Origin of the sequence: Bacteroides clarus YIT 12056 (genome assembly GCF_900129655.1) — a bacterium.
Lineage (GTDB): Bacteria > Bacteroidota > Bacteroidia > Bacteroidales > Bacteroidaceae > Bacteroides > Bacteroides clarus.
This window is the reverse complement of sequence record NZ_FQWK01000005.1, coordinates 183,583-200,455: the sequence shown is the minus strand read 5'-3', so window position 1 is coordinate 200,455 and position 16,873 is coordinate 183,583. Positions and strand designations below refer to the sequence as shown.

The window sequence follows — 16,873 nt, the reverse complement described above, 5'->3', positions numbered from 1 at the left end:
ATGAGCGAACAATCATTTGAAATGATTGCCAAAACTTTCCAGGGACTGGAAGAAACATTGGCACAAGAATTGACCTCTTTAGGAGCAAACGAGATACAGATAGGACGTCGTATGGTATCATTCTGTGGAGATAAGGAAATGATGTATAAGGCGAACTTCTGCCTGCGAACAGCCATCCGCATCCTGAAGCCTATCAAACAGTTTGTAGCAAAAAATGCCGATGAGGTGTACGAGCAGATCAAGGCAATCCACTGGGAAGACTATCTGGATGTTGACAAAACTTTCGCAGTGGACGCAGTTGTGTTCAGCGAGGAATTCCGTCATTCAAAGTTTGTTTCCTATAAAGTAAAAGACGCCATTGCGGACTATTTCCGGGATGCCTATAACAAACGCCCGTCCGTACGCATCAACAAGCCCGACGTACTGCTGAACATTCACATTGCCGAAACCAAGTGTACCCTTTCTCTCGATTCATCCGGCGAGTCTTTGCATCGTCGCGGCTATCGCCAGGAGGCAGTAGAAGCTCCGTTGAACGAAGTTCTGGCGGCCGGCATGATATTAATGAGCGGCTGGCGTGGAGAATGCGACCTGATAGACCCCATGTGCGGTTCGGGTACGATACCCATTGAAGCGGCCCTGATAGCCCGAAATATCGCGCCGGGCGTATTCCGCAAGGAATTTGCCTTCGAAAAGTGGATTGATTTCGACCAGGAACTGTTTGACAAGATTTATAATGACGACAGCCAGGAACGTGAATTCGCTCATAAGATATACGGATACGACAATAATCCGAAAGCCAACGAAATCGCTACCCACAACATAAAAGCGGCAGGCGTGTCCAAAGACGTGACACTGAAACTGCAACCTTTCCAACAGTTTGAACAGCCTAAGGAAAAGGCGGTTATCATTACCAACCCGCCGTATGGGGAGCGTATATCAACGAACGACCTTTTAGGCCTATACTCCATGATTGGCGAACGGCTGAAACATGCCTTTACAGGAAACACCGCATGGATACTTTCTTACCGTGAAGAGTGTTTCGATCAAATCGGATTGAAACCTACCGCCAAGATACCTTTGTTCAACGGCGCTTTGGAATGTGAGTTCCGCAAATATGAAATCTTCGACGGAAAATACAAAGAGTACAAAAAGCAGGAAAGCGAAGAAGGCGATAAAGAGTACAGACCTTACGCATCGAGAGAGAGAAGAGAGTTTAAGCCCGGAGAGAAGAGGGAATTTAAACCGAGAGAGCGAAGAGACTTCAAATCGGATGACAAACGGGAGTTCAAGCCTCGTGAATACAGAAAACCGGCAGACGGCGAATGGAAACCGAAGCGGGAATTCAACAGAGAGCGAGAGTTTAATAAAGATCGTAAACCGAGAGAGTTTCGGAAACGGGACAACGAACATAACAACGACTGATACCGCTAACACAAGAAGCTATGATAAAGAGAATCGGTAAAGCAATCATGGTGTTGCTACTGACAACACCCGCTTTATTATCAATGGAGCTTATGGCACAAGACTTGAAAAAGCCTACCCTGGAAGACCTTCTTCCCGGTGGCGCAACCTATCGTATCGCTGAAAATTTACCGGGTTTGCAGTGGTGGGGTGATATATGTATCAAGCCCGGCATCGATTCATTGTTTGCCGTCAACCCCAAAAACGGAAAGGAGACATTACTCACGACCCGGGAAAAGGTAAATCAAGTGCTCGGCTCACTGATAACTCCTACGGAAACAACCGCCACACCCAGCCATAAGGGAAGCAAAGTACAGCATTTCTACAATACCGAGTTCCCGTGGCCGGACAAGCCGTATATGCTTATCAAGCTGCCTGCGAGATACATCGTTTATGACTTTGAGAAAGATGAATTCGTCAAAGGCCTGCCGCAGGCCGGAGAGAGAAACGGCGCCAACATTGACTATACCCCGGAAGGCGGGCACATAGCTTATACCGTAAAGAATAATCTCTTTGTGGACAACAAAGCCGTCACCAAAGAACCCGAAGGAATTGTGTGCGGACAAAGCGTACACCGCAATGAATTCGGAATCGGCAAGGGTACTTTCTGGAGCCCCCAAGGAAACTTGCTGGCCTTTTACCGCATGAACGAAAGCATGGTAACTCCCTATCCGCTGGTGGATATTACTCCCAGAATAGCTTTAGTGGACAAGATACGTTACCCGATGGCAGGAATGCTCAGCCATCAGGTTACCGTAGGCATCTATAATCCGGACACTCAAAAGACCGTTTATTTGAATACCGGTGACCCTACCAACCGTTATTTCACCAACATCAGCTGGGCGCCCGACGGAAAGAGCCTTTATCTCATAGAGCTGAACCGCAATCAGAACCATGCCAAACTTTGCCGATACAACAGCGAAACCGGAGAGCTGATGTCCACCCTTATCGAGGAAACGCACTCCAAATATGTAGAGCCTCAACAACCTATCCTGTTCCTGCCCTGGGATCATACCCAGTTTATCTACCAGAGCCAGAAAGACGGCTACAACCATCTGTATCTCTACAATACGGACGGCAAGCTTATCAAGCAACTGACAAAAGGAGACTGGCTGGTGCAGGACGTTTTAGGGTTCAACGCCAAAAAGAAAGAGGTCATCATCGCTTCCACCGAGCTATCTCCCTTGCAGAGTAATTTATATAAAGTAAATGTAAATACGAACAAACGTACCCCATTGGACAATAGCGAGGGGGTACACAACGGGATACTTTCCGCTTCGGGCAATTATATCATCGATCGGTATTCCACTCCGGATACTCCCCGCCAGATAGAGATAGTCAACACCCAAAACAGGAAAAGCATCTCCCTGCTGACCGCGAAGAATCCTTATGAAGGCTTCACCATGCCTGCCATAGAAACAGGTACGATAAAGGCGGCCGACGGCAAGACCGACTTATATTACCGCCTTGTCAAGCCCGCCGACTTCGACCCGAACAAGAAATATCCCGCAATCGTCTACGTATATGGCGGTCCCCATGCCCAGATGATTACCAACGGCTGGATGAACGGCGCGCGCGGCTGGGACATCTATATGGCCAACAAAGGTTATATCATGTTCACGCTCGACAACCGCGGCAGCAGCAACCGTGGACTGGAATTTGAGAACGTCACCTTCAGACATTTAGGCGTTGAAGAGGGCAAGGATCAGGTAAAAGGAGTGGACTACCTGAAAAGCCTGCCTTATGTGGACGGTAACCGCATCGGCGTGCACGGCTGGAGCTTCGGCGGACATATGACTACCGCCCTCATGCTCCGTTATCCGGAAATTTTCAAAGTCGGCGTGGCCGGCGGACCGGTCATCGACTGGAAGTACTATGAAATAATGTATGGCGAACGCTATATGGATACCCCTCAGGCAAACCCCGAAGGTTATGAACAATGCGATTTGAAGAACCTCGCAGGGCAACTGAAAGGACATCTGCTTATCATCCACGATGACCACGACGATACATGCGTACCCCAACATACGCTTTCTTTCATGAAAGCCTGTGTGGATGCACGCACCTATCCCGATCTGTTTATCTATCCCGGACATAAGCACAACGTCTTGGGACGTGACCGTGTACATCTGCACGAGAAGATAACCCGATATTTCGAGGATTATTTATAAACCGGACGCATTTTCAACAGTAAACAATTAAACGTATCTATAAAATGAAAGTATTATTGCTTGGCTCAGGTGGCCGCGAACACGCTTTGGCTTGGAAGATTGCGCAAAGCCCCAAAATAGAAAAACTGTATATCGCTCCCGGCAACGCGGGAACAAGCGCAGTGGGCGAGAATGTAGACATCAAAGCTACTGATTTCCCCGCTCTCAAGGCTTTTGCCCTTGAGCATAAGATTGACATGATTGTAGTGGGTCCCGAAGATCCGCTGGTGCAAGGTATTTTCGATTGTTTCAAAGAAGATGCCGCTACCCGGCACATCGCCATTATCGGTCCTTCTGCAAAAGGCGCGCAGCTGGAAGGCAGCAAAGAATTCGCCAAAGAATTCATGCTGCGCCATAACATTCCCACCGCCCGCTACAAAAGCGTGACAGCCGAAACGCTGGAAGAAGGGCTTGCTTTTCTGGAAACCCTCACCGCCCCCTACGTATTGAAAGCCGACGGCCTGTGCGCAGGTAAAGGCGTATTGATTCTCCCGACACTGGAAGAAGCCCGGAAAGAGCTGAAAGAGATGCTCAGCGGTATGTTCGGCGATGCCAGCGCGACAGTGGTCATCGAGGAATTCCTTAGCGGAATAGAGTGCTCGGTTTTCGTGCTGAGCGACGGCGAGCATTATAAGGTATTGCCTGTGGCCAAAGACTATAAACGCATCGGAGAAGGCGACAAAGGACTGAATACCGGCGGTATGGGCAGCGTGACACCCGTTCCTTTCGCCAACGACGAATTTATGGCAAAAGTGCGCGAACGCATTATAGAGCCCACCATCAACGGCTTGCGCAAAGAAGGCATCCTGTACAAAGGTTTCATCTTCCTGGGACTTATCAATGTGCAGAACGAGCCCATGGTGATAGAATACAATGTCCGTATGGGAGACCCAGAGACAGAAAGCGTCATGCTGCGCATTAAGAGCGATATCGTGGAACTGTTTGAAGGCGTACACAAGGCAAACCTCGATACCAAGACAATGGAGCTCGACCCGCGTACGGCAGCTTGTGTAATGCTGGTCAGCGGCGGTTATCCCGAAGCGTACAAAAAAGGATATCCCATTACCGGCTTCAACCTCGCCGAGGCTACGGACAGCATCCTGTTCCATGCCGGTACCGCCGTAAAGGACGGCCAGACCGTCACCAACGGCGGCCGCGTGATAGCCGTTTGCTCCTATGGAGAAACAAAAGAAGAGGCTTTGGCTAAGAGTTACAAAGTAGCCGAAACGTTAAGTTTCGAGGGTAAATACTTCCGTCGCGACATCGGATTCGACCTTTAACAGTCAATGAGAAGCCAAAGATTCCAAAATCGGGTTACGGCGGGACGCTTTACGCTTCCCGCCGCCATCCTTATATCAGTAACCTGCTGGATACTGAGCGCCATCCTATTACCCGATTTGGAAATACGAAAAGACGATTATCCCCTGTGGGACCTATTCCGTGATTCATGTATCCCGGCCTGGGGCACCCGCCTTTTCAGCTTTATCCTATACTCCGTCATAGGATATTTTCTTATCGGGCTGAACAACGCGTTCGCCATCATCCGTATGCGGGCGTCCGTACAGACAGCCATTTATTTCCTGCTGGTTTCCGTCTGCCCTGCCATGCATATATTATATGCAGGAGATTTGGTGGCGGTCACTTTCCTCATAGCTCTGTATTTCCTGTTCAGAAGCTATCAGCAGGCTAAGCCCGCGAGCTATTTGTTCCATGCATTCGTATTCATGGGAATGGGAAGCCTGCTCTTCCCGCAACTGATGTTCTTCGTACCCGTATTTTGGATAGGCGCGTATAGCTTCCAGTCCCTGCACCCTAAGAGCTTTTTCGCTTCGCTCATCGGCTGGAGCGTACCTTATTGGTTCCTATTAGGCTACACCTACCTGTCCGGACACATGGAATTATTCTATCAGCCGTTTCTGGAACTGGTGAATTTCCGCTCCATCCGATTCGGCTTCCGGCCTTGGGAATTGGCGACAATCGGATATATACTCCTTTTATATATAGTAAGTTCAAGCCACTGCTTAATTGCCGGCTATGAGGATAAGATACGTACGCGCAGTTATCTGCACTTCCTGATATTCCTGAACTTCTGCATCTTCGTCTATATAGGGTTACAACCGGCTCTATATCCTCATCTGTTCTCCCTGCTGTTAATCGGTACCAGCATTCTGATAGGACACTTATTCGTATTGACCAACAGCCGGAGCTCCAACCTGTTCTTTATCATTATGCTTGTCGGGTTATTTACTTTATTCGGATTCAATCTATGGACGCTTTTGCAGACACACTGATACAACTTCTGATTGACTGGGGATATGCAGGGCTCTTTATCTCGGCCTTACTGGCGGGGAGTATCATTCCGTTCAGTTCCGAACTGGTGATGCTGGCGCTCGTCAAGGTAGGACTGAACCCCGCCGTTTGCGTCCTTGCCGCAACATTGGGAAATACGGTCGGCGGCATGACCTGCTACTACATGGGTCGGCTCGGCAAAACAGACTGGATAGAGAAATATTTCAAAGTAAAGAAGGAGAAGATTGACAAGATGCAGCGTTTTCTGCAAGGAAAAGGGGCTCTCATGGCTTTCTTCGCCTTCCTGCCTTTCGTGGGAGAGGCCATTGCCATAGCATTGGGATTTATGCGCAGCAACGTCATGCTGACCACTTCTTCCATGTTTGCGGGCAAACTGATACGATATATCGCCATGTTATTGGCCTTGCAAGGGGCATTGTCGGTGATGAGTGTTTAGTGTTTAGTGATTAGTGATTAGCGGATATGGAACGGATTATAGAACGGACGGAAGACGGAAGCGCCACATTGTTTGTGCCGGAGCTGAATGAGCATTATCATTCGGTAAAAGGAGCACGCACCGAATCGCAACATATCTTTATCGATATGGGGCTGAAAGCATCTGCCGCCATCCGCCCCCGCATTCTGGAAATAGGATTCGGCACGGGACTTAACGCCCTGCTCACTTTGGAGAGTGCCGGACAAGAGAAAAGAGCCGTCCACTACACCGGCATCGAACTCTATCCCTTGTCGTGGGAAGAAGTCGATGTACTGAATTATAGCGACCATCCCTTGTTTAAGGAATTGCACACGGCTCCATGGGATACAGATGTGAACATTACCCCTTATTTTACGTTACACAAAATACAAGGAGACGTAAATAAAGTGATTAGCGGTGAGCGGTTAGGGATTAGTGTTGAGCGATTAGGGATTAGCGATAAATCACCTATTAATCACTCATCACTAATCGCTAATCCCTATTTCGACCTTGTTTATTTCGACGCATTCGCCCCCGAAAAGCAGCCTGAGATGTGGAGTGAGGAGCTTTTCCGGAATATATATGCCTGTATGAACGCCAACGGCATACTGACCACCTACTGCGCCAAGGGCGTTATCCGTCGGCTTTTACAAGCCGTCGGGTTTACGGTGGAGCGGCTTCCCGGCCCGCCGGGCGGCAAACGTGAGATACTCCGAGCCACCAAAACAAAGGGATAAGCCGCCAGAAAGAAGATAAACAAAGCAACAGTTACCCTGAATTACACTTATAAAAGCCATAAATAAGATAGATGAAAAAGATATACTTTTTACTACTCGCAACCATACTCATAGCTTCCTGCAAGCCCAAAAGCGGCCAAAGCGACAAAACCGACGGCAAACCCGTCATTACCGTTACGCTCGAGCCTCTGCGATACTTCACCGAAGCCATTGCCGGCGACCGGTTCACAGTAGTCAGCATGGTTCCCAAAGGTACAAGTCCGGAAACCTACGACCCTACGCCGCAGCAGCTTGTAGACCTTGCCCGCAGTAAAGCCTATTTCCGCATCGGCTATATAGGCTTTGAACAAACATGGACAGATAAGCTGACAGACAACGCCCCGCACCTGCAATTCTTTGACATGTCGCAAGGCGTGGATTTGATTTACGACAATACCCACAGCCATCGGCATGCAGAAGACGGGAAAGAGCACCACCACGCCACCGGCGTAGAACCCCATATATGGAACTCCGCTACCAACGCCCAAATCATCGCGGGCAATATTCTGAGTGCGCTGTGCAGCATCGATAAAAGTAATGAAAGCGCTTACCTGGAACGCTATAATGCCCTCTGCCGCCAGATAGAGCATACCGACAGCCTTATACGGCAGACACTCACCGCTCCCGGAGCAGACCACGCCTTTATGATTTACCACCCGGCGCTTTCCTATTTCGCCCGTGACTACGGCCTGCATCAGATTCCTATCGAAGCCGGCGGCAAAGAACCGTCACCCGCACATCTGAAAGCACTGATCGATACCTGCAAGAGCGAAAAAGTACATGTCATCTTCGTACAGCCGGAGTTCGACCGCCGCAACGCCGAAATCATCGCCAAACAAACCGGAACCCGGATTGTCGATATCAACCCCCTATCCTACGATTGGGAAGCGGAAATGCTGAATACGGCGAAGGCGCTGAATTTAATGAAGAACTAACAATGAAACCTATTATTGAAATAAGAAACCTCAATGCCGGATACGACGGTCGCACAGTGCTTCGCGACGTAAACCTTACCGTTTACGACCGGGACTTTCTGGGCATTATCGGTCCGAACGGTGGCGGTAAGACCACTCTTATCAAATGCATTCTGGGATTGCTCAAACCCGTTTCCGGTGAAATAACTTTCACATCTCCCCGCACAACGGGCAATGCCCAACTCACTATGGGCTATCTGCCCCAATACAACAGCATAGACCGCAAGTTCCCTATCACCGTCGAAGAAGTTATTCTGTCGGGGCTCAGCAGTAAGAAATCGCTCACCTCGCGTTTCACCAAGGAACACAGGGAAAAAGCCCGTCAGGTCATTGCCCGCATGGGGCTGGAAGGGCTGGAAGAACGTGCTATCGGCGCACTGAGCGGCGGACAGCTTCAACGCGCGCTGCTGGGACGCGCCATAATCTCCGACCCCGAAGTGGTTATCCTCGACGAACCCAGCACCTATATCGATAAGCGTTTTGAAGCTCGCCTGTATCAGTTATTGGCCGAAATCAACAAAGATTGCGCCATCATACTCGTCAGCCACGACATAGGCACGGTATTGCAACAAGTAAAATCCATTGCCTGCGTCAACGAAACGCTGGATTATCATCCCGATACGGGCATTACCGGCGAATGGCTGGAACGTAACTTCAACTGCCCCATAGAGCTTCTGGGACATGGCACATTGCCGCATCGGATATTGGGCGAGCATCATCACCATTAGCATAAAGACAGAAAGTATCCGTGATACCGTCATACCGCCACAAGCCATAAGCACGCACAAAAAAGGCTGCGGCTTCCGGCAACCTATATCCGGTTAAACTGTTAGTTCACAGCGGTGAACACTTTGTTCCGATTGCAGAAAACAGTTTGTTTTCCGCCTATCAAACAGTTTGTTTCTTATAACGGAACACTTTGTTTCACCCTACGGAACAGTTTGTTTCCACACGGGAAACAGTTTGTTACAAGGTACAAAACAACTTGTCAGCAGTAAGCCGACAAAATACGGAAGCAGGGACAGCCATCACAGCATACCCGGCAAAGCCGTCCGGACAAGGACATTTTTGAAAAACCGCCCTGAACGGACGATACGGAAAGCTTTGTTTTTTCTGAAAATTCTCCCTATATCTCTAAACCAATCCTAATAATCCGCCTTATTGTCACTCATTTAGAACTGAAATCATTATCTTTGCGCCCGTCTATAATAAAAAACGAATTTCATCCGAATGAAACAGTACAAAACCGTAAACAACCTGATTGGTTGGATTACATTTATAATTGCAGCAACGGTTTATTGCATGACTATCGAGCCGACCGCAAGTTTTTGGGACTGCCCGGAGTTCATTACCACCGGCTATAAACTGGAAGTAGGACACCCGCCCGGCGCACCGTTCTTTATGTTAGTAGCCAATCTGTTTTCTCAGTTCGCTTCCGATGCCACCACCGTTGCCAAGATGGTGAACTACATGAGCGCGCTGATGAGCGGCGCTTGTATCCTGTTCTTATTCTGGAGTATCACTCACCTGGTACGCAAACTGGTCATCACCGATGAAAACAACATCACCAAAGGACAGCTGATTACCGTCATGGGCAGCGGTCTGGTAGGTGCATTGGCATATACATTCAGTGATACATTCTGGTTCAGCGCCGTAGAGGGTGAGGTATACGCCTTTTCCTCACTGTTTACGGCGGTGGTGTTCTGGCTGATACTGAAGTGGGAAGATGTAGCGGACGAGCCGCATTCCGACCGCTGGCTGATTCTTATCGCCTACCTCACCGGACTGAGTATCGGCGTTCACTTGCTGAACCTGCTCTGTCTCCCTGCCATCGTGCTGGTATACTACTATAAAAAAGTGCCCGATGCCAACGCAAAAGGCTCTCTGCTGGCGCTTCTCGCATCCATGGTGCTGGTAGCGGCCGTACTGTACGGTATCGTTCCGGGTATTGTAAAAGTGGGCGGCTGGTTCGAGCTGTTCTTCGTCAATACGCTCGGCATGTCGTTCAACAGCGGCGTCATCGTATATATCATCTTGCTGGCGGCCTGCCTTATCTGGGGTGTATACGAAAGCTACAATGAAAAGAGCAAGTCGCGTATGGCGCTCTCGTTCATACTGACCATAGCCATGTTGGGTATTCCTTTCTATGGTCATGGCAGCAGTTCCGTGATTATCGGCATCATCGTCATCGCGCTGTTATGGCTCTACCTCAAACCGGGTACGCAGGAGAAGATTAAAGAGAAATACCGTGTATCGGCGCGTACGCTGAACACATCTCTGTTGTGCACCATGATGATTGTCATCGGATATTCATCCTATGCGCTTATCGTAATCCGTTCCACCGCCAATACGCCGATGGACCAGAACTCACCGGAAGACATCTTCACGCTGGGCGAATATCTGGGACGCGAGCAATACGGTACACGACCGCTGTTCTACGGCCCGGCCTACTCCTCACAGGTAGCTCTGGACGTGAAAGACGGATATTGCGAACCGCGCATTTCCTACAACGGAACCAAATATATCCGCAAGGAGAAAGCCACTGCCGACGAAAAGGACAGCTACATCGAAATTCCGGGACGTATCGAATACGAATACGCGCAGAATATGCTCTTCCCGCGCATGTACAGCAGCGCGCACACCAACCAATATCAAGCCTGGCAGGATATCAAAGGGTATGATGTGCCCTACGACAAATGCGGCGAAATGATTATGGTAACCATGCCCACGCAGTGGGAAAACATCAAGTTCTTCTTCTCCTACCAGCTCAACTGGATGTACTGGCGCTACTTTATGTGGAACTTTGCCGGACGCCAGAACGACTTGCAGGGCAGCGGAGAAATAGAGCACGGCAACTGGATTACCGGCATCAAGTTCATTGACAACATGCTCATTGGCAATCAGGACTTGCTGCCGAAAGAGCTGAAAGAGAATAAAGGGCATAACGTATTCTACTGCCTGCCGCTGTTGCTCGGAATTATCGGTCTGTTGTGGCAGGCCTACCGCGGCCAGAAAGGTATCCAGCAGTTCTGGGTAGTGTTCTTCCTTTTCTTCATGACCGGTATAGCGATTGTGCTCTATCTGAACCAGACACCAAGCCAGCCGCGTGAACGCGACTACGCGTATGCGGGTTCGTTCTACGCTTTCGCCATCTGGATAGGCATGGGTGTGGCAGGCATCATCCGCCTGTTGCAGCATTATGCCAAGATGAAGGAGCTTCCCGCCGCGGCCATCGTTTCAGTGGCCTGTCTTTTTGTTCCCATACAGATGGCAAGCCAGACCTGGGACGACCACGACCGCAGCGGCCGTTATGTGGCACGTGATTTCGGTCAGAATTACCTGATGTCATTGCAGGAGACGGGCAATCCCATCATCTACACCAACGGTGATAACGATACTTTCCCCCTGTGGTACAACCAAGAGACGGAAGGTTTCCGCACCGATGCCCGTACTTGTAACCTCAGCTACCTGCAGACCGACTGGTACATCGACCAGATGAAGCGTCCCGCCTACGACTCTCCTTCCCTGCCTATCACGTGGGACCGTATGGAGTACGTGGAAGGTACCAACGAATATGTTCCGGTACGCCCCGAATACAAGAAGAGCATCGATGCCCTGTATGCCGAAGCAGAGAAACAAGCCCTGAGCGGTAATACCGAAGCACTGATAAACGTGAAGAAAGAATTCGGCGACAATCCTTACGAGCTTAAAAACATCCTGAAATACTGGATACGCAGCAAGAACGAAGACTTGAAAGTGATTCCCACCGACAGCATCGTGATGAAAGTGGATAAGGAAGCCGTACGCCGCAGCGGCATGATGATACCGGGTGATTCCATCCCCGACTATATGCACATCTCGCTGAAAGGCAAACGCGCCCTCTACAAGAGCGAACTTATGATGCTCGAGATGTTGGCGGAAGCCAATTGGGAGCGTCCTATCTACATCGCAGTCAGCGTAGGGCCGGAGAACCAGTTGAATATGGGCAACCACTTCATTCAGGAAGGTCTTACCTACCGCTTCACTCCGTTCGATACGGACAAACTGGGTGTGAAGATTGACAGCGAAAAGATGTACGACAACCTGATGAACAAGTTCAAGTTCGGCGGTATCGACAAGCCGGGTATCTACATTGACGAGAATACGATGCGTATGTGTCACTCGCATCGCCGTATCTTCTCCCAGCTCGTGCAGCAACTGATACGCGAGGGCAAGAAGGATAAGGCGAAAGCCGCGTTGGACTATGCCGAGAAAATGATTCCCGCCTTCAACGTACCATACGACTGGCAGAACGGCGCCGTACAAATGGCTGAAGCGTATTACCAGTTAGGCGATTCCGCAAAAGCCGACGAAATGATGAAAGCGCTTGCCAACAAAGCCGTGGAATACCTCACCTGGTATCTGAGCATGGACGACAGCCGCTTCGTTATCTCTACCCGTGAGTTTGAATACCACTGGGCAGTACTCGATGCCGAAGTAAAGATTATGAAGAAATACAATTCCAAACTGGCGGAAATCTACGAACCGAAAGTAGAAGAGTTGTACAACTTATATGTAGAAAGACTTAAACAGTGATAAGCGGATAGTGGTGAGTGATTGGCAAATAACTGTTTGCCAACTACTCACCACTGCACGCTTATCACTAATCACTAACCGTTAACCACTGATTAATCGTGTTTATAGAACAGCCTCCCGAGTTCGTTCGTAAATTATACCCCAGCGCCGTCTGGCGAATGGACCCGAATGAGAGAGCCATTTATCTGACTTTTGACGATGGGCCTATCCCTGAAGTTACTCCCTGGGTTCTTGATTTGCTCGACAAATACGGTATAAAGGCCACCTTCTTTATGGTAGGTGACAATATCCGTAAACATCCTGATGAGTTCCAAATGGTTGTGGAGCGGGGACATCGCATCGGTAACCATACCTTCAACCACCTCAGAGGATTTGAATATAACTTCAAAGACTATCTGGCCAATGCGGAGAAAGCCAATGAGGTGATGAAAACGGATTTATTCCGTCCTCCGCACGGACACATGGGATGGACACAGTATATGATACTGAAACGTCGCTATAAGATAATAATGTGGGATTTGGTAACGCGCGATTATAGTAAGAAGCTGCGCGGTCCTCAGGTGCTTGCCAACGTAATGAGATACGCGCGCAATGGTTCCATCATCACGTTTCACGATTCCTTAAAGTCCTGGAACAACGGAAATCTGCAATACGCACTACCGCGGGCAATAGAATTTCTGAAAGAAGAAGGGTACGAGTTTAAACTGTTATAGAGTTATGAAAATTAAAAGTTGAGAGTTGAAAGTTTAATGCGGCATAATCGCGCATCCTGACTTTCAACTCTCAACTTTTAACTTTCAAATCTTTCTGCTTTCTCAGTTTACTTTTATCGTCAACGGATTGCGTACTTTCTGAGCGAAATCAGCCATATACCGGTTCCAGGCATCGGCAGTCTTTATATCCGCTTTGTCCCATGCAAATCCCCAATAATATACATATTCCGAACCCGGTTCGTAATCGCTGACAGCAAGTACATGGCCGTCGGCATTATTACGTTCCTTCTTCTCCTGTTCAGAGAAAAGTACGGTTTTCGCATCCTTGACAACAGTGGGAACAGCGGCACCCATAAAGATTTTACCATTATCAGGACCGGTAGTAGGGTCTACATAAGTAATGTAACCGTTGGCAGCATCGGCAACAACAGCTCCATCGGGTTCATGCAGTACGATACCTGCAACGATAGGCAATGTTTCTTTCAGGTTGCTGTATGATACGGCAGTCCTGTTCAAATGAGAACCTGCGTCAAGTGTAATCAAACGTGTTTCCACCACAGTCGAGTCACCCTTTACAGTCAGAGGGGTGAACTCCAGCTTCACCGTAAAACGCAACGGGCCGTTATCCAGAATCTCCTGATTCTTATAGCACCATGGGTAGATGATGCTGTCGTTTACCATCAGTGCGGCCACACCGGCTCCCAGCGTAGGGCCTACTGCATAGCAGTCCATACCATAACCGTGATCGATATGATAAGAACGTTCACGGCTCAGTTCGGCAGCGGCTTTCGGATCGGTCTTTTTCAGTTCGGCAATCTTAGCCCGGGTTTCTTTGTTCAGTTCTTTGGCGTACATAGCTTCCAGTATCGGTTCGGTAGTATTATACTTCGTAAACAAGTCATAACCGAAGCCACGCTCTCCTTTGGCCTGCAAAGCGGGACCGTAAGCGCGGAAAGCCACCAAATCATTCTCCCAAGCCATATCATCCATACGTTCGGGGTAGCATTTACCGCAAGCCTTTACATCAAAAGCCTCGGGCGTACCGGTTTGGATGGTATACGTAGCGGCGCCATTGGCAGCTATCGTAGCCGGGAATATCACCTTGCCGTCGTACGTAATCTGATAAGGCACTTGCTGCCCGTCGGCATCCAATACCACAATCTGTGCCGTGTCTGCCAAACCCAAACGGTTTGTAATAGTCTCCATAGACACCTCTACCATTTCATTAGAGCGCTCCATGGCCAACGGATTGGTTACCGTAACGGTTACCGTCTTGCTGTCGTTACAAGCGAAGCAAAACAGAGCCGTCATACATAATAAAAGAAGTTTCTTCATATTGAATAAATAATGTGATAATACGGTAATGTAATAGGGTGGTAATGCGATGATGCGATAGGGTAATAAGCAGCCTGATTAAAAAAATAAGGCGGTAAAGTAATATTCCTTATCACTTACCGCCTTACCACCTTATCACCTTATTATTTAGGTTGTTTTCCGATATAAGCCAAGATACCGCCGTCAACGTACAGGATGTGTCCGTTAACCGCGTTAGAAGCCTCGGAAGCCAAGAATACAGCAGGACCTGTAAGTTCTTCCGGATCCAACCAACGACCGGCCGGAGTCTTAGCGCAAATGAATGAATCGAACGGGTGACGGCTGCCGTCAGCTTGTTTCTCACGCAACGGAGCAGTCTGCGGAGTAGCGATATAACCCGGGCCGATACCATTACATTGGATGTTGTATTCACCGTATTCAGAGCAGATGTTACGAGTCAGCATCTTCAAACCACCCTTAGCGGCAGCGTATGCAGATACAGTCTCACGACCCAATTCAGACATCATAGAACAGATGTTGATGATTTTACCATGACCCTTCTTCATCATTGCGGGCAGAACTGCCTTGGAAACGATGAACGGAGCATTCAAGTCGATGTCGATAACTTTACGGAAATCAGCAGCTTCCATTTCGTGCATAGGAATACGACGGATAATACCCGCATTGTTAACCAAAATATCAACAGAACCTACTTCTTTCTCAATAGTGGCTACCATAGCCTGAACAGCAGGTTCATCAGTTACGTCGCATACATAACCATGTGCTTGGATACCCTTTTCGGCATAAGCAGCTATACCTTTATCTACCAATTCCTGGTTGATATCGTTAAAACAGATTTTTGCACCTTGTTCTGCAAAAGCCGAAGCGATAGCAAAACCGATACCATAAGAAGCACCTGTAACGAGGGCTACTTTACCTTCCAAAGAAAAATTCAAATACTGATTCATGATGTTTATTTATTTTAGGTTGAAAAAATAGTGTTATTTCAAGTCTGTTATCAAAGAGAAGTCCTGATCGCCGTAATCCAGGTTCTCACCGCCCATACCCCATATAAAGGTATAATTGTGCGTAGCCGCGGCCGAGTGAATAGACCATTCGGGAGAAAGAACAGCCTGGTCGCCCTTCATCCACACGTGGCGGGTTTCGTCCACTTCACCCATAAAGTGGCAGATAGCGTGGTCTTCCGGAATCTCAAAATAGAAATAAGCTTCCATACGACGGCTGTGAACGTGCGCGGGCATCGTATTCCATACGCTGCCCGGAGCGAGTTCCGTCATACCCATCTGCAATTGACAGGTCGGCAACACTTGATTTACCAGCATCTTGTTGATATTGCGATGATTGGAACCTTCCAAAGAGCCCATTTCAGCCACAACCGCATCTTTCTTCGTCACTTTCTTATCGGGATAGTTGCGATGAGCCGTTACGGAATTAAAGTAGAACTTAGCCGGGTGGGCTGCATCCTTACTCTCAAACGTAACTTCACGGTCGCCCGAACCCAAGTAAAGGGCTTCCTTATAATCCATTTCGAATACGGCGTTACCGGCTCTCACCACACCCGGACCGCCTACATTGAAAATACCCATTTCGCGACGGGTCAGGAAATAAGGAGCTTTTAAAGGCTCAATCGCTTCCAATGGCAACACCTCGCCTACCGGCATGGCGCCACCTACCACCATACGGTCGTACATGGAATATACCATATTTACTTCATCAGGGGAGAATACTTTCTCTATAAGGAAATCGCGACGGATTCTTTTTGTATCATAACTTTTCGCATCTTCCGGATGTGCAGCGTAGCGAATTTCATAGTTCGTTTTCATGATTTTATTACGTTTTTAAGTTATCAAACCAATAGTCGTGCAGTACGTCGTTTACGTACACGATTGCAAATGTAGCAAAAGAAAACGGCAAAACATTGCTTTTTTGTCCTAATTATCTATCAATATTGTACAAAGAAAAGAAAAATCATTAGAAATGCCCTCATATTTAATGAATAATTCAAAAGAAAAAATTGGCACCAACACAATATAGAGTTCTCCAATCCTTTACCTTCCGATTGTGA

13 protein-coding genes are annotated in these 16,873 nt (G+C 48.5%); 10 read left to right on the top strand and 3 right to left on the bottom strand.

The window, feature by feature from the left end; genetic code table 11:
- The 10 genes from BUB52_RS10315 to BUB52_RS10270 all read left to right on the top strand — a co-directional run bounded on the left by BUB52_RS10315 (position 1) and on the right by BUB52_RS10270 (position 13,473).
- The gene (locus BUB52_RS10315) at positions 1–1,422 is read left to right on the top strand and encodes a THUMP domain-containing class I SAM-dependent RNA methyltransferase (protein WP_009122067.1); all 1,422 of its coding nucleotides are present in this window, start codon (positions 1–3) and stop codon (positions 1,420–1,422) included.
- A 20-nt stretch (positions 1,423–1,442) separates the two neighbouring features.
- Positions 1,443–3,632 (top strand): S9 family peptidase, encoded by a 2,190-nt coding sequence (locus tag BUB52_RS10310; RefSeq protein ID WP_009122066.1) that lies wholly within the window; start codon positions 1,443–1,445, stop codon positions 3,630–3,632.
- A gap of 44 nt (positions 3,633–3,676) precedes the next feature.
- On the top strand, positions 3,677–4,951 hold the full coding sequence (purD, locus tag BUB52_RS10305) for a phosphoribosylamine--glycine ligase (RefSeq protein WP_009122065.1): 1,275 nt from the start codon (positions 3,677–3,679) through the stop codon (positions 4,949–4,951).
- Positions 4,952–4,957: 6 nt separating this feature from the next.
- Positions 4,958–5,962, top strand: a complete 1,005-nt coding sequence (locus tag BUB52_RS10300) for a hypothetical protein (RefSeq protein WP_009122064.1) — start codon at positions 4,958–4,960, stop codon at positions 5,960–5,962.
- The gene (locus BUB52_RS10295; protein ID WP_009122063.1) at positions 5,938–6,417 is read left to right on the top strand and encodes a YqaA family protein; all 480 of its coding nucleotides are present in this window, start codon (positions 5,938–5,940) and stop codon (positions 6,415–6,417) included. The genes BUB52_RS10300 and BUB52_RS10295 overlap by 25 nt, the downstream gene beginning before the upstream one ends.
- 26 nt (positions 6,418–6,443) lie before the next feature.
- Positions 6,444–7,172, top strand: coding sequence for a tRNA (5-methylaminomethyl-2-thiouridine)(34)-methyltransferase MnmC2 (gene mnmD / locus BUB52_RS10290; protein WP_009122062.1), 729 nt, complete (start codon positions 6,444–6,446; stop codon positions 7,170–7,172).
- A gap of 71 nt (positions 7,173–7,243) precedes the next feature.
- Positions 7,244–8,146 (top strand): metal ABC transporter solute-binding protein, Zn/Mn family, encoded by a 903-nt coding sequence (locus tag BUB52_RS10285; RefSeq protein ID WP_009122061.1) that lies wholly within the window; start codon positions 7,244–7,246, stop codon positions 8,144–8,146.
- A 2-nt stretch (positions 8,147–8,148) separates the two neighbouring features.
- Positions 8,149–8,913: a metal ABC transporter ATP-binding protein gene (locus BUB52_RS10280; RefSeq protein WP_009122060.1), complete on the top strand. Its 765-nt coding sequence runs from the start codon at positions 8,149–8,151 to the stop codon at positions 8,911–8,913.
- A 502-nt stretch (positions 8,914–9,415) separates the two neighbouring features.
- Positions 9,416–12,760: a glycosyltransferase family 117 protein gene (locus BUB52_RS10275; RefSeq protein WP_009122058.1), complete on the top strand. Its 3,345-nt coding sequence runs from the start codon at positions 9,416–9,418 to the stop codon at positions 12,758–12,760.
- Positions 12,761–12,858: 98 nt separating this feature from the next.
- A complete protein-coding gene (locus tag BUB52_RS10270; protein WP_022218661.1) occupies positions 12,859–13,473 on the top strand; it encodes a polysaccharide deacetylase family protein in 615 nt (204 codons plus the stop codon).
- Between the two features lie 102 nt (positions 13,474–13,575).
- Here BUB52_RS10270 and BUB52_RS10265 read toward each other — a convergent pair whose 3' ends face one another.
- The 3 genes from BUB52_RS10265 to kduI all read right to left on the bottom strand — a co-directional run bounded on the left by BUB52_RS10265 (position 13,576) and on the right by kduI (position 16,631).
- A complete protein-coding gene (locus BUB52_RS10265; protein WP_009122056.1) occupies positions 13,576–14,808 on the bottom strand; it encodes a DUF4861 domain-containing protein in 1,233 nt (410 codons plus the stop codon).
- A gap of 143 nt (positions 14,809–14,951) precedes the next feature.
- Positions 14,952–15,755: a gluconate 5-dehydrogenase gene (locus BUB52_RS10260; protein ID WP_009122055.1), complete on the bottom strand. Its 804-nt coding sequence runs from the start codon at positions 15,753–15,755 to the stop codon at positions 14,952–14,954.
- 33 nt (positions 15,756–15,788) lie between these two features.
- A complete protein-coding gene (kduI, locus tag BUB52_RS10255; RefSeq protein ID WP_009122054.1) occupies positions 15,789–16,631 on the bottom strand; it encodes a 5-dehydro-4-deoxy-D-glucuronate isomerase in 843 nt (280 codons plus the stop codon).
- Between the last annotated feature and the right edge of the window lie 242 nt (positions 16,632–16,873).